Origin of the sequence: Alcanivorax sp. 97CO-5 (genome assembly GCF_000524665.1) — a bacterium.
GTDB classification, from domain to species: domain Bacteria; phylum Pseudomonadota; class Gammaproteobacteria; order Pseudomonadales; family Alcanivoracaceae; genus Alcanivorax; species Alcanivorax borkumensis.
The window spans coordinates 571507-586225 of sequence record NZ_KI965877.1; the positions used below are offsets into that span (position 1 = coordinate 571507).

The following is a 14719-nucleotide window of genomic DNA, read 5'->3' on the forward strand; positions in this document are numbered from 1 at the left end:
GGAGCGGGTAGCGAATTACACTCGTACTTCTGTCTGCACTTTCTTGGCGGCACGCCCCATCATTTCGATCACTTTCTCACGATCCCGTTTTTTCAAGGTGTGGCTTTCCACATGCAAGCTGAAGCCTTCCGACTCATAGTCCACTTCCACTAGCTTGTCCTGTTTAAGATCTGTGGCGCAATGGGCCAGGGTGCGCAGGATAGTATTCTTGTCGAAGTTACGAATGCGCTCCAGGTCGATATGCATACCAAAACCCGCCGTTTGCGCCGACACATAACGGTTCTTTGCTCCGCTATCCCGTTTGGCTCCCAGAGCTTCAAACACCGGAATCGGCCGGTTAAATCCTTTTACTTGGATGTCACCCATGTTGCGGCACTGAATTCGGTCCTTCACCAGTTCTTGGGTCGCCTCTGAAATCAGCACGCCACCTGGACGGCAAGCCGATTCTAGGCGACTGGCCAGGTTCACATCAGTGCCCAAAATGGTGTAGTCCATACGAGAATCGGTGCCAAAGTTGCCCACCGTCGCATACCCGGTGTTAATACCAATACGGATTTCCAGCTTGTGCTCAATACCTTCGTGAGCCCAGCGCTGGCGTAATAATTTCATTTGCTCCTGCATCTCGATGGCCATTAATACACATCGGTAGGCATCTTCCTGGGCTCCGGCACTTTTCGGGTCACCGAAAAACACCATCACTGCATCACCGATGAACTTGTCGATAGTGCCACCGTGGCGCAGTGCAATGCGGGTCATTTCGCTCAGGTAAGTGTTGAGCATCTTAGTCAGAGTCGCTAATGGCAGCTCTTCGGAAATGGCACTAAAGCCTTTAATATCAGAAAAAAATACCGTGAGCCGCTTACGCTGGGTTCCCAGCTTGGCATCGCGCTTGCCGGAAAAAATGGAACCCCACACCTGGGGCGGTAAATACTTGGCCAGCTTGCGAGACATATCCACCGCTTGTTTCTGCTGATGGCGCACCAGCTCCTGTGCCTGTTGCAAATAGCGAGCCTGCAGGCGAGCAAATGCAGATGACGCCCCGACATAAATGCCCAAACCGAGCATGGAGATAACCGACAGCAAAACCGGTGTCTGTTGCGGTGGTAGCACCTTGAAATCCAAAACCCAGCCCATCAGCAAAGCGCCAACGCCGGTCATCAGGATATTCATCAGCCAGGGTTTGAGGCCTCCGCTACTTACCGCGTTGGCATGAACAATGATCAACAGCACCATGGCGGGCACCAGAGAGAAATGCAGCAAAGCACACACAAGGCCAATCACCATAGCATCTGCTTGCATCAGCAGCTGATGAACCATTTTGGTGGGTCGATCCTGCTTGTCGAACAAAAAAAGTAGGCCCTGGGCGGACATGGGGTAAATCAGCAGCCCCGCCACCCCCAGCATATATAGCGCAGGAAACAGGTTCAGGTTTAGCCCCGCAATAAGGATCATGGCGGCCACCAGAAAAGCCAAAAGGCGAATATAATTTGCCTGGCGGCGCGCGCGCTCCATAGGCCCCAGCTGAGGACGGCGAGATTTCTTTTTTGTGATGAAGGTCATGTGATCGGTTTCACGCGATTTCTGCTGAGCTTAGCGGTTTACCTTATAAGAAAAAAGACTGGGATGACTAAAGGTCGAGGATTCCTTGCTGCCGGGAAGCATCCGCACTCTACAACTGGGACTCATCTGCAATTCGGGCTACCATGGCGCGGTTATAACAGGAGCCCTGAATGGACACCCTCACCGCCCTGACCACCCGTGTCTCAAGCCCCCGCCTTCAAGAACCAGGCCCCAACGATGAGCAAATCGACATGCTGCTGCGTGCCGCCATTCGCGCTCCGGACCATGGCCTGCTACGCCCCTGGCGCTTTATTGTGCTGCAGGGCCGCCAACGTGAACGGCTGGGCGATATCATGGTGGCGCACTTGCTAGAACAACAACCGAACGCCGACCGCCGCACCCAGAATAACGCCTACAGCAAGGCCCTACGCGCGCCCACTATTATCGTGGCCGTGGCCGAAGTCACGGAAGGACACAAGATTCCCGTCTGGGAGCAGGTGTTAGCGGTGGGAGCATCCGTTCAAAATATGATGCTGGCAGCCTATGAACAAGGTATCGGCGCTATGTGGCGCACTGGCGCACTGGCCAACTCAGACCTTGCCAAGGAAAAGCTCGGCTTTGCCCCCAAGGACCAAGTGGTGGCCTACCTGTACCTGGGTACCGCGGCGAGCAGCCTCAAATCCTTGCCCGATGAGCGCCCTGCCGATTTTATTCGTGAGTTGCCATGATGGACTTGGCAGCACTAGCAGAACAGGTTCGCGATGCCATTCCCCTCACCCGGCATCTGGACTTCCAACTGACATCATTCGACGGGCAGACACTCACCGTTACCGCCCCCCTGGCGCTTAATCATAATGACAAAGGCACTTTTTTTGCCGGTAGCCAGTCAGCTCTGCTTACACTCTCCGGCTGGGCACTTACTACATTGCTTGCCCGCCAGGCGGGCGCTAACGCAGACGTGGTGGCGGTGAAAACCGACCTTGAGTATCTGCTTCCCTTGCACAGCGACATCCATATCACCGCCACGGTCAGTAACGAAGCGCGGAGCCAATTCGAACAGCGCCTTGAACGCCGGGGAAAGGCAACTTTGCGCATTTTGGCCCACGGCACCAGTGCTAATGGTGCCCGAGTCTGCGAATATCAGGGTCTTTATCTTGCGAGGATTGGACTCAATGATGACTGAAAGTACAATAACAACCACTCACCTGTTTCTGCTGGCCTATGCGGGCTGGGCACTGTTCTTGCTCATCTTGCTCATTTCCGCCCGCTCCCTTGCCGTGCTAAGCGGCAAAAGCAAAGCCGACGGTTTCCCCCCTTATCATTACAACCCAGCCTGCCCGCTGAATCGATTACACCGGGCCTACCTCAATACACTAGAGTTGCTTGGCATCATCATTGTGGTGGTAGCCACCGCCCTATGGATCGGCAACACGGACTTGAGTGCCACATTACTGCCTTGGCTGGTCGCTGCCCGGGTAGCCCAAAGCATTATCCATCTAGTAGGTGTGAACCACTGGCTGGTGCAAATTCGTTTCGGTTTCTTCCTGGTACAGGTGGCCTTAGTGAGCTGGCTGGCCGTAGACCAAGCCTGTTTGTTACTCTCGCTAGCCAAACAGTGAACAACCGGCGGCGGGATGCTTGCCTCCCGCCGCGCCCTCCGGTACTCTACGCGCCCTCAACTGCTGCCCAGTGCACTTTTGACGACAATCTGGTGAGGTGTCCGAGTGGCCGAAGGAGCACGCCTGGAAAGTGTGTATACCGCAAGGTATCGAGGGTTCGAATCCCTCCCTCACCGCCAAATATAAAAAAGCCCCGCAAACGTGGGGCTTTTTTTATTCCTCTCTGCTCCCCGTAACCCGCTACAAAATCAGCTTAAATGCTGCCAATCAACGCCAAAGCCATGGTTCGAATATAACGTGAGGCACGTGGGTATCGAACTTGCGGCCTGCTATTACTTGCCCGCCATTCGACCCACTCGCTACAGTAGAGGATACACTTCAAGGAAATACATCCATGACCCGCACCCATGGCTGGCTGGCTCGACTGGAGCAACTGGGCAATCGATTGCCCCACCCCACGCTGTTGTTTGTCTGGTTTTGCTTGCTACTGCTGCCTCTTACTGCCGTGCTGGGCGCACTGGATGTGACCGCCACCCACCCGCTCACCGATGAAACCATTACCGCCCATTCCTTGCTGGATGCAGACGGCCTGCGTTATCTGTTCACAACCCTCGTGGGTAATTTTACCGGCTTTGCCCCTCTTGGCGTGGTGCTGGTCGCCATGCTAGGCCTAGGCGTGGCAGAGCAGTCCGGCCTACTGTCCGTTAGTCTGGCCAGCTTAGTACGACGCTCTTCCGGCGGCGCTCTGGTATTCACCGTTGCCTTTGCCGGGGTACTCTCCAGTTTGACCGTGGACGCCGGTTACGTAGTGCTGATACCGCTGGCAGGACTGGTGTTTCAGCTGGCCGGCCGCCCCCCCATCGCCGGTATCGCCACCGCCTTTGCCGCAGTTTCTGGCGGCTTCAGCGCGAACTTACTGGTCGGCCCGGTGGACGCCACGCTCGCAGGGCTCTCGACAGAAGCGGCACACATCATCGACCCGGACCGCACGGTGGCGGCCACCGGCAACTACTGGTTTATCATCGCCTCCACCTTTCTGGTGACCGGGCTGGTCACTCTAATCACTCGCACGCTCACCGAACCCCGGCTGGCCCACGCCAATACCGTGGCTGACGCATCAGTGGACGCGCCGCAAATCCATTCCCGCGCCATGAAGTGGACCGGCCTGACACTGGCAATGCTACTGGCAGGGCTAGCGCTACTGGTATTGCCAAACAATGCACCACTGCGCCACCCGGATACCGGCAGCGTGCTGGGCTCGCCGTTTATTCATGGTCTGGTGGTCATCGTGGCGTTGATTGCCGGCATCTGCGGTGCGGTTTATGGCAGGGTCAGCGGACAGTTTCGCAACAGTGGAGCGGTTATCACTGCCATGGAAGTGACCATGGCGTCCATGGCCGGCTACCTGGTATTGATGTTCTTCGCCGCGCAATTTGTTGCCTGGTTTAACTACAGCCAGCTGGGCCTGCTATTAGCTGTGAAAGGCGCCGCCTGGCTCGGTGCACTGACCGTGCCCAAGGTGGTTCTGTTATTACTGTTTGTGGTGCTCACCGCACTGATCAATCTGATGATCGGCAGCGCCTCGGCCAAGTGGTCGATCCTTGCGCCGGTCTTTATTCCCATGCTGATGTTACTGGGCATTTCTCCCGAGGCCAGCCAGGCGGCCTATCGAGTGGGCGACTCCAGTACCAATATCATCACTCCACTGATGCCCTATTTTGTGCTGGTGCTGGGTTTCGCTCGCCGCTATCAGCCAGAGACGGGCATCGGCACCCTCATTGCACTGATGCTGCCCTACAGCCTGACATTACTACTGGGATGGTCGGTATTATTGGGGGTGTGGATTGGGTTTGGCTGGCCTTTGGGGCCTTGAGTTAAAAGTGAAGGTTGAAACGCGTGGCAACTTACTCGAATTAGAACGTTAAGAAACCGTACCTCCAGCCATACTAGACAGAAGGCGGCAACAAGATAACGCCAATGACACGAAGGTAAACAGCAAAACCACAAACCCGCCGCTACTTTCCCTTACTGGCGAATAGTGCGACGGTTCGGTAATGGCTGCTCACTGTTTGAGCGGAACGGATTGATATCAATTCCACCACGCCGGGTAAAACGACCGTAAACGGTCAGGTGGCGAGGCGAACATTGCGTCATCAGATCGACAAACATTTGTTCAATAATCTGCTCGTGAAAGCCCTGATGATTTCGCAGCGATACCACATAGCGCAAAAAGCTGGCCGGGCTGATAGCACGACCGGTGTAACGAACGACCACTGTCGCCCAGTCTGGCTGATCGGTAACCGGACAATGGCTGCGCAACAAATGAGAATACAACTGGCCAGTTTGTTCGGGGCCCTGATCGCATAACAGCAAATCAGGCCGGTACTCGTAATGCTCGAAATTCAGATCTATATTGTCCACGCAATCGCCGCGATCTTCCCACACAGGGAAACCCGCCGACTCCTGCAGCGAAAACAGTAATACCTCAATGTTGCCCCCTGCTGTTTGTGCCACATCTTTCTCAATAGCAGCACGCACCGCATCGCGGCTTTGAAAGCGAGTATTGGCAAACGAATTCAAATACAGCTTTAAGGACTTGGACTCAACAATGTTCGGGGTTGTGCACGGAACACGCAGCTCGCACATGGCCACAATGGGCTTGCCCTTTTCATTGAGCCAGGACAATTCGTAGGCATTCCAAATATCCGAGCCGTGAAAAGGCAGTGTGGCACTTTCCAGCTCCAGGCCCTCGCGCGCGTCCCAGCGCGGCACCGGACACAACAGCGAAGGCATGTATTGATCAACATACTCACTGGAACGACCCAGCGGCGTTTCTTTAAGATAACTCATGATAACCTCTTGGTAGCCCCCACCATGGGTCGTCGGCAATGGTTAAAGATAACCGGATTCAAGCCAATTGGTTAGTGCCGAATACCGGTACCACGATGCAATAACCATAGTGCGAATAGATAGAAAGCGATCACGAACACCAGAATTGCTGCCAATGAAGCGTACACATTCACATCACTCACGCCCAACACGCCATAACGAAAAGCATTAACCATATACACGATCGGGTTCGCCAGGCTCACGGTACGCCAAAACTCGGGCAATAGATCGATGGAATAAAACACCCCGCCCAGGTAAGTCAGAGGCGTTAGGATAAAGGTGGGGACAATGGATATATCATCAAACTTAGTGGCAAAAACCGCATTGATGAACCCCCCCAGCGCAAACAACGCTGCAGTGAGCACCACCACCGTCACCGTAATAGCCATGTGCTGCATGGAAAGATGGGTAAAAAAGAGGCTCAACACGCTGACAATTAGCCCTACCAGCATGCCACGCACCATGCCGCCGACAATATAGCCATTGAGGATCACATGGGACGGCATCGGCGACACCAACATTTCCTCAATGGAATGCTGGAACTTGGTGGAAAAGAACGAGCTCACTACATTGCCATAACTATTCTGGATCACACTCATCATGATCAAGCCCGGCACGATATATTGCATGTAATCGAAGCCTCCCATGTCACCAATACGGCTACCGATGAGATTGCCAAAAATCACAAAATATAGGGTCATGGTGATCGCAGGGGGCAACAAAGTCTGCGGCCAGATACGGGTAAAACGACGAATTTCTTTCGTTACCAGTGTGAGGAATGCAATCCACTGCTCGCGTGCATTCATGACGCCCTCCCCCCTGGCAGGTTCTGCTCAACCAATCGAACAAACAATTCTTCCAACCGGTTCGCCTTATTACGCATGCTCATTACTTCAAAGTTTTGCCTAGCCAATTCCGCAAACAGCGTATTCAGGCTTTCGCTTTTCGGCACCGCCACCTCCAGGGTTTTGGCATCACGCAGCGACACTTCAAAACCGTCCAGCTGTGGGGCCTGCGTAACGGGCCGAGCCAGATCAAGAATAAAAGTTTCTACCTGCAATTGTTCCAATAGAGATTTCATGTCGGTGTTTTCGGCGATGACACCATGATCAATAATGGCGATATGCCGACACAAGGATTCCGCTTCTTCCAGGTAATGCGTGGTCAGAATGATCGTTTTACCTTGCTCATTCAGCTTAGTGAGAAAATCCCACATAGATCGGCGCAGTTCGATGTCTACACCTGCGGTGGGTTCGTCCAGAATCAACAACTCCGGCTCGTGAACCAGGGCACGGGCAATCATTAAACGGCGCTTCATGCCCCCCGAAAGAGTACGAGATTGCTTATCGCGCTTGTCCCACAAGCCCAGTTGGCGCAAATACTTTTCTGCCCGCTCCCGGGCCAACGGGCCAGGAATACCGTAGAACCCGGCCTGGGTCACCACAATATCGAACACTTTCTCGAACTGGTTGAAATTGAATTCCTGAGGCACTACGCCGATCTGCTTCTTGGCCAGAGAGCGCTGAGTATCCAGGGAGTAGCCAAAAATACTCACATCGCCGTCGGACTTATTCACCAGAGAGCTGATCACGCCAATAGTGGTGGATTTACCAGCGCCATTGGGGCCTAGCAAGGCAAAGAAATCGCCCTTCTTCACCTCAAGATCAATCCCTTTAAGCGCTTGCACGCCATTGGCATAGGTTTTGGTCAAATTGCGAATTGTCAGTGCGGACAAGGCACACCTCATGAGAAATCGGTAAACGGAGAAAAAGGCTGTCAGCGTGGTCAGTTACCCAACGCACGGTGTCCGTGATCACCACGCCACACCCAGTGAAGTTGGCCTCCACTGAACCACAGCCACAGACCTTCCATCATCCAGGGCCAGTCGTCTTCGGTAATACGCCGATGCCCGTGCAGCTCCGCCACCAGCACAGCAAGAATGGTGTCATGGGTCACGTGCACATTAAGGTGGCCGGGCGCCGGTTCACGCTCGCCTAGATAACGCGCCAGCTTTGCGCGTCCCTCTGCCGGCGACAGCATGCCATCGAAGGGTTGCTGCAGGTGCCGATTAATGAATTTAAACGCGCCCATTTTCAAGAACGTAGGGCCAACCTGATTTAGGTCTTCTACATAGCAGCCCGGCTCCACCAAAGTGGTATCTGTGGTGATCTCGGGAATCGCCTCAAGCAGCCCAGCTTTGCGAGCACCTTCAGCCATGGCTTTAGCGGTGTTCACACAACGCCCCACCGGACTCGAAAAGAACGCATCCACCGGGCGCGCCAACCGCCCACCCCATTCGCGCGCCATATCAATGCCTTCCGGCGTCAGAGGCAACCGATAGTCCGCAAAACCGTTTTTGGCCAATTCACGCACGGAGTGGCGCGTCAGCAAATGAACGGGTTTGTCCTGCGGCAACAGGTTGAGGGCTTCCAGCAATCGCGGGTGTAGGCGCGCCATAGTCTCTTCACTTTCGGTGAAGCCTTAGTGTACGGAGCGCCGTAGCGAAAGCAAACCATGAGAATGAATTTCGCAATACACGGGCAAGTCAGCGAAGAAGCTCGCAGGTTACATAGAAGGAATCGATGAAGACACAACCACAAGCACCAATAAAAAAAGGGACCCGTTTGGGTCCCTTTTTTATTTGGAGCGGGAAACGAGATTCGAACTCGCGACCCCGACCTTGGCAAGGTCGTGCTCTACCAACTGAGCTATTCCCGCTTAACTACTTGCCAGCTAACTACTAGCGAATTAGTGGCGTCCCCTAGGGGAGTCGAACCCCTGTTACCGCCGTGAAAGGGCGGTGTCCTGGGCCACTAGACGAAGGGGACCCGGGCTTGACGTGGTACGTCAAAGCGGCGCGTAGAATAGGTATCTGCCGGGCAATCGTCAAGAAAAAAATTTTCACTAACCGCCATTGACCCAAAAAAATCATGCTGCTCTAGTAGGAAGCCTAGCGCTGGACCTATATAAACCACACCGGAGTTTGCTACTTTAACGTGAAAAGAGTGCTATCAGGTCGTGTTTGCGGATTATGACGTGTGATCATCTACATCAACAAAAGTACCCGCAGGCTGGCGTCATAAGAGCAAACGCTTCAGATTATCGGCTGAAGCGTGCAAAGAACTCTGAGCAGCCTGTTTAAGCGCGCTATAACAACCATGCCAATTCCACCAAATTGGCAAAATATATTCATTTATCGGGAGAAACGCATGTCCATCAAGCTGTACGGGGCCGCCCTGTCACCGTTCGTCCGCAAAACCCGGGTCGCCCTCGCGCTGAAAGGGATCGAATTCGAATCCGTTCATATCGACCCCAACGCCCCCCCGGAGGGCTACGAAAAAATTAGCCCCATGAAGCGTATCCCTGCACTGGAAGTAGATGGTCAATTCCTGGCTGACTCTGCCGCCATTTGCGCTTGGATGGAAAAAGTCCACCCGGAACCGGCGCTTTACCCAAGCGATGCCATGGAAATGGGGCAAGTCATCTGGCTAGAACGCTTTATTGATTACGATCTTGCCATGCGCTGTACCTTTGCAGTATTCCGTAATCGCGTACTTATGCCCCTACTGGGCAAAGAATGTGACGAAGAAAAAGTCCAGCATGCGCTAAGCACGACTATCCCTCCCCTGTTTGTCTATCTGGAAAAGACACTGGAAGGTCGGGAGTTTCTAGTGGGCGACAACATGACCGTGGCTGACATTGCGCTAGCAAGCCAAATGGTGAACTTTCATCATGCTGGCGAACAGCTGGATGCCACCACTTATCCCAATCTGGCCGCACATATCAAACGCATGCACGCGCTGCCGCCCTTCGTCCAAACCATTGAGAAAGAGTCTGGCTTCATCCAAAAAGTTCTTGGGTAAAGCGACTGGATAGCCTTGCGCGAAAGCGTGCGGCTCCTTGCTCAGAGGCCGCGACCATAGAGTGGACGCGGCCTCTGACGTTTTGAATACTGCAGCGCACCAGTGAGCTTGGACAGAGCGCCTTAGAGTCTTTCTGCTGCTGCGCACTTGAGGCCACGTCATTCAGGCCATCCTGCCTAGCTCGCTCTCATTATTACGCTTTATCAACAGGCAACCAGCCCCTTCACATTGGCAAACCGATTCGCTTGGCCTCCAAACGCCGCAAAAATTCCAGCATCACTTGCCGATACAAGTCTTCGCCTAGCCAGGCATCTTCCACCCCGGCATCAATATTGGGGTTATCGTTGACTTCAATCACGACCACCTCCTCACCGGACTGTTTCAAATCCACCCCATAGAGGCCATTACCCATAAGCTTAGCGGCCTTCAAGGCGGCTTTTAGTACCTTGGGGGGCACCTCCTGCACCGGCAGGGTACGACTGTTACCCGACGCGGTTTTGCCGCTGCTCTGGTGATGATAAATCTGCCAGTGGCCCTTGCTCATAAAATACTGGCAGGCAAACAACGGCCGATGATTGAGCACCCCAATGCGCCAGTCGTAATCGGTGTACATGAAGGCCTGGGCCAACACCACAGAGGATTGCTTAAGGTAACCTCGCAAGGCCTCCGTCAACGCTTCGCGGGTCGCGACTTTACTAATGCCCCGAGAAAAACTGCCGTCCGGAATTTTCAGCACCATGGGTAGATTCAATTCTGCAATCAGCGAGTCAATCTGGGCATCATCGTCACTGAACACAAACGCCGTCGGAGGCACCGGCACATTGTTGGCCTGCATCAACTCCGCCAGATAAATCTTGTTGGTACAACGCAGGATGGAACCGGGATCATCCATTACCACCATCCCTTCCTGCTCCGCCTTGCGGGCGAACTGGTATGTGTGATGATCCAGTGCGGTGGTCTCACGAATAAACAGGCCATCGTATTCACCCAAACGCGTATAGGCGTCACGGCCGATCAGATCCACCTTGATACCCAGTTGCCTACCAGCACGAACAAACCGCTTTAGGGCCATCTTGTTGCTGGGCGGCAGAACCTCTTCCTCGTTAACCAACATCGCCAGCTCGTAGCGATCACTGCGACGACGACGGGGATTACGCCACACCCGGGCATTAAACTGCTCAAGAGCACGGGCAAACGCATCCTCCTGCGCCCCTTGCAGCTGCTTCAAGGTCAGCGGCTTCAGCGCCTCAATACCCCAGTGTTCCCGGCGGCGGAAATCCACCTTTAGCAACGGGCACGGTAACTGGTCGAAAATCTGCCGGCCCAGGTCAATTAGGCCTTCCTGTTCGGTATGACCGAAAAACAACAGCAGGCTAAAATGATCATTGCTACCGCCCTTGTGTTTCATCGCCTTATCCAGCGCGGCCTCGAACTGACCAAAGTGCAGCCCATAGAGCGCTTTGCGACTCAAGTCATTCACCGTGCGCACAGACGGCAATACTCGCTGACCACGGGCTTCCGCCAGCAACGAACAGTAGTACCCCGGGCTCAAATACTTATAGCTGCGGCACAGGTTGATCACCTGCACCTTTTTGTCGGTACACACCGGCTGCTGCGCTTGCAGGTAGTCCTTGGCAGAAAGTAGATGACGGGCAGGATAGTAGGCGGCCCAGTCAGCGGGGTCGTCTACCAGGATGATGGCCTGACTCATGAAAAGCCCTAGAACGGTGGCCCCCCGAACGGGGTCCGATAAAGGCGAATGTAGGGCCGAAACCAGGCGTTGAGCAAGAGAAATTTACCGGCTGCCGCCAGCCGGCTTCTCGACTACCCGCTAGTAAGCTGGCCCGCTCTGCGGCTGAGCCTTGCCTTCTGGTTTTTGGGCACCCGGATGACCCGCTTTTTCCAGCGCATCCTGTACCTCCGGTGGCATATAAGTTTCATCATGCTTGGCCAGAACTTCCTCGGCTTCAAAGCGGGTCTGGCTGATCAGCGTGCCGTTGGCAACAATACCCTGCCCTTCGCGGAACAGGTCCGGCAGTATCCCTTGATAGTGCACGGTGAAGCGTCCCTTGCCATCAGTGAGCACAAAGGTCACGTCCAATGTTTCCGGGTTACGGATAACGGTACCCGGTTCCACTAAACCGCCCACGCGCATCTGGGCATCCAGCGGAGCCTCCCCTGCAGCAATTTGCTGAGGGGTATAGAACAGGTTGATGTTTTGGCGCAGCGCATAAAACATCAGGGCACAGGCAACCCCCAAGCCAACCAAAACGGCGAGTACCACCAAAAGACGCTGCTTACGTACCGGATTCATCGTTTACCTCAGGCGTTTGCTTACTGGATTGCTGTCGACGCGCCGTGTCTTGAGCTTGTTGCTTAGCAATGTCCTCAAGACGCCATTGCCGCGCCAGCGTTTGACGCACTTGTCGCTTACCGCGCAGCGCCAGCAGCATGCTGGCAATCATCAGAAACGCACTGATTCCATAGGCGCTCCAAACATAAAAACCGTGTTTTCCCATGGCGATGAAATCGGCAATGCTATCGAAATACATGCTATTGCCCTCCATCCTTCATCAGCTTGCGCACCCACTTGCTGCGCCGCTCTCGCCATACTACTTCGGTACGCGCACGCACCATTACATTGACCGCATATAGCAGCCAAGTTCCCAGCATGCTGATTAACAGCGGATATTTCATGGCCGGGTTAATCGTGGATTCCCCTAACAGCTTCAGGGTCGAGCCCTGATGCAGGGTCTGCACCCATTCCACCGAATATTTCACGATCACCACATTGATCACCCCCACCATGGCCAGCAAGCCAGCGGCGCGGGCTGCCTGGCGAGGATCGCGGATCACGTTTTGCAGGGCAATCACGCCCACATACATGAACAGTAAAATCAGCATGGAGGTCATCCGAGCATCCCACTGCCAGTAGGTGCCCCAGGTAGGCTTCCCCCACAGTGCACCGGTGGCCAAGGAGATTGCCGCCAACACAGCCCCGAAAGGGGCAATGGCTTTCATCATTACTTCGGCCATTTTCATCCGCCACACCACAGCAACCAACCCCGCAACGCCCATGGCCACATACCCCATCAGAGCACCACTGGAAGCCGGCACATGAATAAAAATAATTCGGTAGCTGTTGCCCTGCTGATAATCACTGGGGGCAAACGCTAACCCCCAGACAATGCCCACAGTAAACACCAGCAACGCAATGGGCGTGAGCCATGGCAGCAGCGCAGAACTGAACCTGTAGAAATAGCGCGGCGAACCGAGCATGTGATACCAGCGTTTTATTGTTTGCCAAACCATGCAGACACCTACTTTCAATACCGCCCGCTTTCCCGTCGGATAGCGGCGCGCTTAATTCCCTGAGCTGATTTTTAGGCCGGCAGCCACCGCCAACGGGCCTAAGCTAATGGTCAGCGCCAGCAAGGCCCCGAGAATAGCCAGAATGCCATTCACTGCACCGCCATCCACAGCGGCACTCACCGCCCCGGCGCCAAAAATCAGTACCGGGATATACAAGGGCAGCACCAGCACCGCCAACAGAATACCGCCCCGATTCAACCCCACCGTAAGCGCTGCACCAATAGCACCAATAATGGTCAGTGCTGGCGTGCCCAACAATAAACTCAGCACCACCGTAGCCAGCACCCCATTGGGCAGCTGCAGCATATGCGCCAGCACCGGTGAAATCAGTACCAACGGCAAGCCAGTGAGTAACCAATGAGCCAGCAGCTTGGCGCTCACCGGCACCACGGCCATCACCGGGGCTGTGAGCAACAACTCCAACACACCACTTTCCTGGTCGCGGCGGAACAACCCATCCAGCGATAACATCACCGCCAACAACGCGGCCACCCAAAGCACCCCGGGGGCCACCAGCGCCAATAATTCCGGTTTCGGGGAAATCGCCAACGGAAACAGGCTGATCACCATGACAAAGAAAAACAACGGATTGATGATTTCTGCCGGGCTACGCCACAGCACCAGCAACTCACGGGACAGCGCCGCGCGAAACACGCTCATACCCGCCCCCCTTCCGTCACTTCTGCCTGCCCGTGGGCCAGATGTAATCGCCGCACGCCATCGCCGACCTGGTGGTGAGAGGTATAAATCACCAAGGTGCCCGCTTCAGCCGCCTGCTGGATTTGCTGGTCCAGCGCCGCCACCCCATCTTGATCGATGGCAGTATAGGGCTCATCGAGCACCCACACGGCTTTACGGTCTAGCCACAGACGCGCCAAGGCAATGCGACGCTTTTGCCCAGCAGACAGGTGTGCCGCCGGCACCTCCTCAAAACCTTGCAGCCCCACGGCAGCCAGCGCCGCCATGGGGTCTCCCCCCTGCTGGCTTAACGCACAAGCGTAACGCAGATTTTCCAGTGGATTTAGCTCTTCACGTACCCCAGGCTCATGCCCCAAGTACAGTAATTGCTGCTGCCACTGAGGCTGCCACCACTGGCGCTCACCCTCATAGAAGCCATGGAGCCCCACCAGAATCCGCAACAGCGTGGTCTTACCTGCCCCGTTGGCCCCGGTAATCTGCCAGATTTCACCAGCCGATGCGGTGAAACTCAAACCACTGAACAACAACCGATCATCGCGCTCGCAGCTGAGCTGCTCAAGCACCAAGCGGGTGGCGGTTTCGGCGTCAGAATGGGTGGCTGGCTGGCTCAAATCGGGCTCCCTAAAACAGCGCAGCAGTATAGCACGACAGTTCAAAACGGGCTTGCTCGACGCTAATAAGCCGATCTAGGCTGTAAGCCTTAACATGGGAGAAAAA

General features: G+C 54.8%; 16 protein-coding genes and 3 tRNA genes. 6 read left to right on the forward strand and 13 right to left on the reverse strand.

The features are described from left to right. Positions 1 to 15: 15 nt before the first annotated feature. Complete coding sequence (locus tag Y017_RS02485) at positions 16 to 1560, reverse strand: adenylate/guanylate cyclase domain-containing protein (RefSeq protein WP_035458617.1); 1545 nt, start codon at positions 1558 to 1560, stop codon at positions 16 to 18. Between the two features lie 170 nt (positions 1561 to 1730). Between Y017_RS02485 and Y017_RS02490 the strand changes: the two genes are divergently transcribed. The 5 genes from Y017_RS02490 (at position 1731) to Y017_RS02510 (ending at position 5052) form a co-directional block, all read left to right on the forward strand. Beyond that, positions 1731 to 2288: a nitroreductase gene (locus tag Y017_RS02490; protein ID WP_011588168.1), complete on the forward strand. Its 558-nt coding sequence runs from the start codon at positions 1731 to 1733 to the stop codon at positions 2286 to 2288. Then, the gene (locus Y017_RS02495; RefSeq protein ID WP_035458620.1) at positions 2285 to 2743 is read left to right on the forward strand and encodes a YiiD C-terminal domain-containing protein; all 459 of its coding nucleotides are present in this window, start codon (positions 2285 to 2287) and stop codon (positions 2741 to 2743) included. Before Y017_RS02490 ends, Y017_RS02495 begins: the two co-directional genes overlap by 4 nt. Next, positions 2733 to 3179: an MAPEG family protein gene (locus Y017_RS02500; protein ID WP_035458621.1), complete on the forward strand. Its 447-nt coding sequence runs from the start codon at positions 2733 to 2735 to the stop codon at positions 3177 to 3179. The genes Y017_RS02495 and Y017_RS02500 overlap by 11 nt, the downstream gene beginning before the upstream one ends. Before the next feature lie 91 nt (positions 3180 to 3270). Then, positions 3271 to 3358 (forward strand) — tRNA-Ser (locus Y017_RS02505). A gap of 215 nt (positions 3359 to 3573) precedes the next feature. Next, positions 3574 to 5052: an AbgT family transporter gene (locus tag Y017_RS02510; RefSeq protein ID WP_035458623.1), complete on the forward strand. Its 1479-nt coding sequence runs from the start codon at positions 3574 to 3576 to the stop codon at positions 5050 to 5052. 152 nt (positions 5053 to 5204) lie between these two features. On the opposite strand, the gene queF is transcribed toward Y017_RS02510, so the two are convergent. From queF to Y017_RS02540, 6 genes are all read right to left on the reverse strand, one after another. Further along, positions 5205 to 6029 (reverse strand): NADPH-dependent 7-cyano-7-deazaguanine reductase QueF, encoded by an 825-nt coding sequence (gene queF, locus Y017_RS02515; RefSeq protein ID WP_011588164.1) that lies wholly within the window; start codon positions 6027 to 6029, stop codon positions 5205 to 5207. Positions 6030 to 6100: 71 nt separating this feature from the next. Beyond that, positions 6101 to 6874 (reverse strand): ABC transporter permease, encoded by a 774-nt coding sequence (locus Y017_RS02520; protein ID WP_011588163.1) that lies wholly within the window; start codon positions 6872 to 6874, stop codon positions 6101 to 6103. Next, the gene (locus tag Y017_RS02525; protein WP_011588162.1) at positions 6871 to 7815 is read right to left on the reverse strand and encodes an ABC transporter ATP-binding protein; all 945 of its coding nucleotides are present in this window, start codon (positions 7813 to 7815) and stop codon (positions 6871 to 6873) included. The genes Y017_RS02520 and Y017_RS02525 overlap by 4 nt, the downstream gene beginning before the upstream one ends. A gap of 38 nt (positions 7816 to 7853) precedes the next feature. Beyond that, positions 7854 to 8525, reverse strand: a complete 672-nt coding sequence (locus Y017_RS02530; protein ID WP_011588161.1) for a histidine phosphatase family protein — start codon at positions 8523 to 8525, stop codon at positions 7854 to 7856. Positions 8526 to 8710: 185 nt separating this feature from the next. Next, a tRNA-Gly gene (locus Y017_RS02535) sits at positions 8711 to 8786 on the reverse strand. A gap of 34 nt (positions 8787 to 8820) precedes the next feature. After that, a tRNA-Glu gene (locus tag Y017_RS02540) sits at positions 8821 to 8896 on the reverse strand. Between the two features lie 381 nt (positions 8897 to 9277). Between Y017_RS02540 and Y017_RS02545 the strand changes: the two genes are divergently transcribed. Further along, complete coding sequence (locus Y017_RS02545; protein WP_035458626.1) at positions 9278 to 9931, forward strand: glutathione S-transferase family protein; 654 nt, start codon at positions 9278 to 9280, stop codon at positions 9929 to 9931. Positions 9932 to 10154: 223 nt separating this feature from the next. On the opposite strand, the gene Y017_RS02550 is transcribed toward Y017_RS02545, so the two are convergent. The 6 genes from Y017_RS02550 to ccmA all read right to left on the reverse strand — a co-directional run bounded on the left by Y017_RS02550 (position 10155) and on the right by ccmA (position 14613). Next, on the reverse strand, positions 10155 to 11642 hold the full coding sequence (locus Y017_RS02550) for a RimK family alpha-L-glutamate ligase (protein ID WP_011588159.1): 1488 nt from the start codon (positions 11640 to 11642) through the stop codon (positions 10155 to 10157). A 120-nt stretch (positions 11643 to 11762) separates the two neighbouring features. Beyond that, positions 11763 to 12245, reverse strand: a complete 483-nt coding sequence (ccmE, locus tag Y017_RS02555; RefSeq protein ID WP_011588158.1) for a cytochrome c maturation protein CcmE — start codon at positions 12243 to 12245, stop codon at positions 11763 to 11765. Beyond that, positions 12229 to 12483, reverse strand: a complete 255-nt coding sequence (gene ccmD / locus Y017_RS02560; RefSeq protein WP_035458628.1) for a heme exporter protein CcmD — start codon at positions 12481 to 12483, stop codon at positions 12229 to 12231. The genes ccmE and ccmD overlap by 17 nt, the downstream gene beginning before the upstream one ends. A gap of 1 nt (position 12484) precedes the next feature. Continuing rightward, positions 12485 to 13243 (reverse strand): heme ABC transporter permease CcmC, encoded by a 759-nt coding sequence (gene ccmC / locus Y017_RS02565; protein WP_011588156.1) that lies wholly within the window; start codon positions 13241 to 13243, stop codon positions 12485 to 12487. 51 nt (positions 13244 to 13294) lie between these two features. Further along, positions 13295 to 13963, reverse strand: a complete 669-nt coding sequence (ccmB, locus tag Y017_RS02570) for a heme exporter protein CcmB (protein ID WP_011588155.1) — start codon at positions 13961 to 13963, stop codon at positions 13295 to 13297. Continuing rightward, positions 13960 to 14613, reverse strand: coding sequence for a cytochrome c biogenesis heme-transporting ATPase CcmA (gene ccmA, locus Y017_RS02575; RefSeq protein ID WP_081737559.1), 654 nt, complete (start codon positions 14611 to 14613; stop codon positions 13960 to 13962). Before ccmA ends, ccmB begins: the two co-directional genes overlap by 4 nt. Between the last annotated feature and the right edge of the window lie 106 nt (positions 14614 to 14719).

Excerpts from the sequence above, each read along its gene's own strand:
- Y017_RS02485 (WP_035458617.1), bottom strand. The coding sequence starts at position 1,560 with ATGACCTTCATCACAAAAAAGAAATCTCGCCGTCCTCAGCTGGGGCCT.
- Y017_RS02490 (WP_011588168.1), top strand. The coding sequence starts at position 1,731 with ATGGACACCCTCACCGCCCTGACCACCCGTGTCTCAAGCCCCCGCCTT.
- Y017_RS02495 (WP_035458620.1), top strand. The coding sequence starts at position 2,285 with ATGATGGACTTGGCAGCACTAGCAGAACAGGTTCGCGATGCCATTCCC.
- Y017_RS02500 (WP_035458621.1), top strand. The coding sequence starts at position 2,733 with ATGATGACTGAAAGTACAATAACAACCACTCACCTGTTTCTGCTGGCC.
- Y017_RS02510 (WP_035458623.1), top strand. The coding sequence starts at position 3,574 with ATGACCCGCACCCATGGCTGGCTGGCTCGACTGGAGCAACTGGGCAAT.
- queF (WP_011588164.1), bottom strand. The coding sequence starts at position 6,029 with ATGAGTTATCTTAAAGAAACGCCGCTGGGTCGTTCCAGTGAGTATGTT.
- Y017_RS02520 (WP_011588163.1), bottom strand. The coding sequence starts at position 6,874 with ATGAATGCACGCGAGCAGTGGATTGCATTCCTCACACTGGTAACGAAA.
- Y017_RS02525 (WP_011588162.1), bottom strand. The coding sequence starts at position 7,815 with ATGAGGTGTGCCTTGTCCGCACTGACAATTCGCAATTTGACCAAAACC.
- Y017_RS02530 (WP_011588161.1), bottom strand. The coding sequence starts at position 8,525 with ATGGCGCGCCTACACCCGCGATTGCTGGAAGCCCTCAACCTGTTGCCG.
- Y017_RS02545 (WP_035458626.1), top strand. The coding sequence starts at position 9,278 with ATGTCCATCAAGCTGTACGGGGCCGCCCTGTCACCGTTCGTCCGCAAA.
- Y017_RS02550 (WP_011588159.1), bottom strand. The coding sequence starts at position 11,642 with ATGAGTCAGGCCATCATCCTGGTAGACGACCCCGCTGACTGGGCCGCC.
- ccmE (WP_011588158.1), bottom strand. The coding sequence starts at position 12,245 with ATGAATCCGGTACGTAAGCAGCGTCTTTTGGTGGTACTCGCCGTTTTG.
- ccmD (WP_035458628.1), bottom strand. The coding sequence starts at position 12,483 with ATGTATTTCGATAGCATTGCCGATTTCATCGCCATGGGAAAACACGGT.
- ccmC (WP_011588156.1), bottom strand. The coding sequence starts at position 13,243 with ATGGTTTGGCAAACAATAAAACGCTGGTATCACATGCTCGGTTCGCCG.
- ccmB (WP_011588155.1), bottom strand. The coding sequence starts at position 13,963 with ATGAGCGTGTTTCGCGCGGCGCTGTCCCGTGAGTTGCTGGTGCTGTGG.